The organism is Amycolatopsis sp. cmx-11-32, from assembly GCF_047608695.1.
GTDB lineage: Bacteria > Actinomycetota > Actinomycetes > Mycobacteriales > Pseudonocardiaceae > Amycolatopsis.
In genome coordinates this window covers 1-5,290 of record NZ_JADNQN010000038.1, presented here as the reverse complement: position 1 = coordinate 5,290, position 5,290 = coordinate 1, and the positions used below count along the sequence as shown (strand labels likewise).

Annotated in this window: 3 rRNA genes; all 3 read left to right on the top strand. The window is 56.0% G+C overall.

What is annotated here, in order from left to right:
• The first annotated feature begins 117 nt into the window (after window positions 1–117).
• The 3 genes from ACM6LR_RS39185 to rrf all read left to right on the top strand — a co-directional run bounded on the left by ACM6LR_RS39185 (window position 118) and on the right by rrf (window position 5,289).
• A 16S ribosomal RNA gene (locus tag ACM6LR_RS39185) occupies window positions 118–1,634 on the top strand.
• Window positions 1,635–1,958: 324 nt separating this feature from the next.
• A 23S ribosomal RNA gene (locus ACM6LR_RS39180) occupies window positions 1,959–5,096 on the top strand.
• A 76-nt stretch (window positions 5,097–5,172) separates the two neighbouring features.
• Window positions 5,173–5,289, top strand: a 5S ribosomal RNA gene (rrf, locus tag ACM6LR_RS39175).
• The 16S, 23S and 5S rRNA genes sit together here, the layout of an rRNA operon.
• Window position 5,290 lies beyond the last annotated feature (1 nt).

The window sequence follows — 5,290 nt, the reverse complement described above, 5'->3', positions numbered from 1 at the left end:
GTGTTGCTTGAGAACTCAACAGTGTGCTAGTGAATTAAGCCAGTAGAGCTTATGTATGTGAACCTCGTTTGAGGTTTCTTTGAGTGCAAGTAAAATTTGCCTCGATCAAATTTGACATTGTTGGAGAGTTTGATCCTGGCTCAGGACGAACGCTGGCGGCGTGCTTAACACATGCAAGTCGAACGATGAAGCCTTCGGGTGGATTAGTGGCGAACGGGTGAGTAACACGTGGGCAATCTGCCCTGTACTTTGGGATAAGCCTGGGAAACTGGGTCTAATACCGGATATCACTGATTCTCGCATGGGGGTTGGTTGAAAGTTCTGGCGGTACAGGATGAGCCCGCGGCCTATCAGCTTGTTGGTGGGGTAATGGCCTACCAAGGCGACGACGGGTAGCCGGCCTGAGAGGGTGACCGGCCACACTGGGACTGAGACACGGCCCAGACTCCTACGGGAGGCAGCAGTGGGGAATATTGCACAATGGGCGAAAGCCTGATGCAGCGACGCCGCGTGAGGGATGACGGCCTTCGGGTTGTAAACCTCTTTCGCCAGGGACGAAGCGCAAGTGACGGTACCTGGATAAGAAGCACCGGCTAACTACGTGCCAGCAGCCGCGGTAATACGTAGGGTGCGAGCGTTGTCCGGAATTATTGGGCGTAAAGAGCTCGTAGGCGGTTTGTCGCGTCGTTCGTGAAAACTCCACGCTTAACGTGGAGCGTGCGGGCGATACGGGCAGACTTGAGTTCGGTAGGGGAGACTGGAATTCCTGGTGTAGCGGTGAAATGCGCAGATATCAGGAGGAACACCGGTGGCGAAGGCGGGTCTCTGGGCCGATACTGACGCTGAGGAGCGAAAGCGTGGGGAGCGAACAGGATTAGATACCCTGGTAGTCCACGCTGTAAACGTTGGGCGCTAGGTGTGGGCGACATCCACGTTGTCCGTGCCGTAGCTAACGCATTAAGCGCCCCGCCTGGGGAGTACGGCCGCAAGGCTAAAACTCAAAGGAATTGACGGGGGCCCGCACAAGCGGCGGAGCATGTGGATTAATTCGATGCAACGCGAAGAACCTTACCTGGGCTTGACATGCGCCAGACATCCCTAGAGATAGGGCTTCCCTTGTGGTTGGTGTACAGGTGGTGCATGGCTGTCGTCAGCTCGTGTCGTGAGATGTTGGGTTAAGTCCCGCAACGAGCGCAACCCTTATCCTACGTTGCCAGCGCGTGATGGCGGGGACTCGTGGGAGACTGCCGGGGTCAACTCGGAGGAAGGTGGGGATGACGTCAAGTCATCATGCCCCTTATGTCCAGGGCTTCACACATGCTACAATGGCTGGTACAGAGGGCTGCGATACCGCGAGGTGGAGCGAATCCCTTAAAGCCGGTCTCAGTTCGGATCGCAGTCTGCAACTCGACTGCGTGAAGTCGGAGTCGCTAGTAATCGCAGATCAGCAACGCTGCGGTGAATACGTTCCCGGGCCTTGTACACACCGCCCGTCACGTCATGAAAGTCGGTAACACCCGAAGCCCATGGCCCAACCGCGTAAGCGGGGGGAGTGGTCGAAGGTGGGACTGGCGATTGGGACGAAGTCGTAACAAGGTAGCCGTACCGGAAGGTGCGGCTGGATCACCTCCTTTCTAAGGAGCAACACATCCACCTCGCCGGGATACCCGGATCAACGGTGGTGGAGTGGGCACGGCTCAACATCCGACTGTGATGTTGCCGGGCTTGCTCAAGGAATTGTGGAACTACTGGTTATGGTTTGAGGTCAGGTTGCCGGCAAGTGTGAGTACTGCCTTCTTCGGGAGGTGTGGAAAGTGTTCTGCCGGGTTTGATCGAGAATTGTTCGCTGGCATGCTGTTGGGTCCTGAGGCAACACGCCGAGGGGCTGGACACGGTCCCGGGGCGTTTGTTTCTGGTGTGGTGTTTGAGAACTGTAGAGTGGATGCGAGCATCTTTGTGGTCAAGTTGTTAAGGGCACATGGTGGATGTCTTGGCTTCAGGAGCCGATGAAGGACGTGGGAGGCTGCGATATGCCTCGGGGAGCTGTCAACCGAGCTGTGATCCGAGGATTTCCGAATGGGGAAACCCAGCACCAGTTATGTGGTGTTACCCGCATCTGAATATATAGGGTGTGTGGAGGGAACGCGGGGAAGTGAAACATCTCAGTACCCGTAGGAAGAGAAAACAACCGTGATTCCGTGAGTAGTGGCGAGCGAAAGCGGATGAGGCTAAACCATGCACATGTCAAGCTGTCAGGCGTTGTGTGTGTGGTGTTGTGGGACCCAGCGTCGAGGATCTGACAGTCCTCGGAATGATCGCGCGTGTTAGTGGAACGTCTTGGGATGGGCGACCGGAGTGGGTGAGAGTCCCGTACGCGAAAACACGTTGTGGATTGTTTGTGTGGTGTTCCCGAGTAGCAGCGAGCTCGTGGAATTTGCTGTGAATCTGCCGGGACCACCCGGTAAGCCTAAATACTTCCTGAAGACCGATAGCGGACTAGTACCGTGAGGGAAAGATGAAAAGTACCCCGGGAGGGGAGTGAAAGAGTACCTGAAACCGTGTGCCTACAAGCCGTCAGAGCCCGAGCAGCATCTTTGATGTTTACGGTGATGGCGTGCCTTTTGAAGAATGAGCCTGCGAGTTAGTGCTGCGTGGCGAGGTTAACCCGTGTGGGGTAGCCGTAGCGAAAGCGAGTCTGAATAGGGCGTCTGAGTCGCGTGGTCTAGACCCGAAGCGGAGTGATCTACCCATGGCCAGGCTGAAGCGTCGGTAAGACGACGTGGAGGGCCGAACCCACTTAGGTTGAAAACTGAGGGGATGAGCTGTGGGTAGGGGTGAAAGGCCAATCAAACTCCGTGATAGCTGGTTCTCCCCGAAATGCATTTAGGTGCAGCGTCACATGTTTCACCGCGGGGGTAGAGCTACTGGATGGTCTAGGGGCCTTACCGGGTTACCGAAATCAACCAAACTCCGAATACCGTGGTGTGAGAGTGTGGCAGTGAGACGGCGGGGGATAAGCTTCGTCGTCGAGAGGGAAACAGCCCAGAACACCAGCTAAGGCCCCCAAGTGTGTGCTCAGTGGGAAAGGATGTGGGATTGCCCAGACAACCAGGAGGTTGGCTTAGAAGCAGCCACCCTTGAAAGAGTGCGTAATAGCTCACTGGTCAAGTGGTCCTGCGCCGACAATGTAGCGGGGCTTAAGCACACCGCCGAAGCTGTGTCATTCATGCAATACATCGGCTCAACTCCTTGCGGGTTGTGTCTAGTGGTGTGGATGGGTAGGGGAGCGTCCTGCATCCAGGGAAGCGGCGGCGGAAGCCAGTCGTGGAGGGTGTGGGAGTGAGAATGCAGGCATGAGTAGCGAATGCAGAGTGAGAAACTCTGCCGCCGGATGACCAAGGGTTCCTGGGCCAGGCTAATCCGCCCAGGGTAAGTCGGGACCTAAGGCGAGGCCGACAGGCGTAGTCGATGGATAACGGGTTGATATTCCCGTACCCGAGCACGTGCGCCCAGGATGAGGCGGTTGATACTAACCACCCAAAGCCAGTTACCGATGTCTTCGGACGGAGGTTTCTGTGTGGAGCGTGGGATCTGATTCCGTAGTAGTCGAGTGATGGGGTGACGCAGGAAGGTAGCTCCGCCAGTGAGTGGTAGTACTGGTGTAAGCGTGTAGGCCGAAGCATAGGTAAATCCGTGTTTCATGAAGGCTGAGACGTGATGCGTAGCCGATTGAGGTGAAGTAGAGTGATCCTATGCTGCCGAGAAAAGCCTCTAGCGAGTGCGTGCACGGCCCGTACCCCAAACCAACACAGGTGGTCAGGTAGAGAATACTAAGGCGATCGGGTGAACTGTGGTTAAGGAACTCGGCAAAATGCCCCCGTAACTTCGGGAGAAGGGGGGCCAGTGCACTTGAAGCCTCTTGCAGGCTAGGGTGTGGTGGCCGCAGAGACCAGCGGAAAGCGACTGTTTACTAAAAACACAGGTCCATGCGAAGTCGCAAGACGATGTATATGGACTGACGCCTGCCCGGTGCTGGAACGTTAAGAGGACCGGTTAACCCTTCGGGGTGAAGCTGAGAATTTAAGCGCCAGTAAACGGCGGTGGTAACTATAACCATCCTAAGGTAGCGAAATTCCTTGTCGGGTAAGTTCCGACCTGCACGAATGGCGTAACGACTTTCCGGCTGTCTCAACCACAGGCCCGGCGAAATTGCACTACGAGTAAAGATGCTCGTTACGCGCGGCAGGACGGAAAGACCCCGGGACCTTTACTATAGTTTGGTATTGGTTTTCGGTTCGGCTTGTGTAGGATAGGTGGGAGACTGTGAAGCTGGCACGCTAGTGTTGGTGGAGTCGTTGTTGAAATACCACTCTGGTCGGATTGGGAATCTGAACCTCGGACCATGATCTGGTTCAGGGACAGTGCCTGATGGGTAGTTTAACTGGGGCGGTTGCCTCCTAAAGAGTAACGGAGGCGCCCAAAGGTTCCCTCAGCCTGGTTGGCAATCAGGTGTTGAGTGCAAGTGCACAAGGGAGCTTGACTGTGAGACAGACATGTCGAGCAGGGACGAAAGTCGGGACTAGTGATCCGGCACCGCCTGGTGGAAGGGGTGTCGCTCAACGGATAAAAGGTACCCCGGGGATAACAGGCTGATCTTGCCCAAGAGTCCATATCGACGGCATGGTTTGGCACCTCGATGTCGGCTCGTCGCATCCTGGGGCCGGAGTAGGTCCCAAGGGTTGGGCTGTTCGCCCATTAAAGCGGCACGCGAGCTGGGTTTAGAACGTCGTGAGACAGTTCGGTCCCTATCCGCCGCGCGCGTAGGATACTTGAGGAAGGCTGTCCCTAGTACGAGAGGACCGGGACGGACGAACCTCTGGTATGCCAGTTGTCACGCCAGTGGCATGGCTGGTTGGCCACGTTCGGAAGGGATAACCGCTGAAGGCATCTAAGCGGGAAGCCTGTTCCAAGATGAGGTATCCCACCCCTTTGTGGGTTAAGGCCCCCAACAGACCATTGGGTTGATAGGCCAGAAATGGAAGCACAGTAATGTGTTATCGAGTTGACTGGTACTAATAGGCCGAGGACTTGCCCACAAAGATGTTACGCATCCACTCTACAGCTCTGAAACACCACACCACCACACACAGGTGTGTGGGTGTTTCACAGTGTTTCGGTGGTTATAGCGTCAGGGAAACGCCCGGTCCCATTCCGAACCCGGAAGCTAAGCCTGACAGCGCCGATGGTACTGCAACCGAAGGGTTGTGGGAGAGTAGGACACCGCCGGACT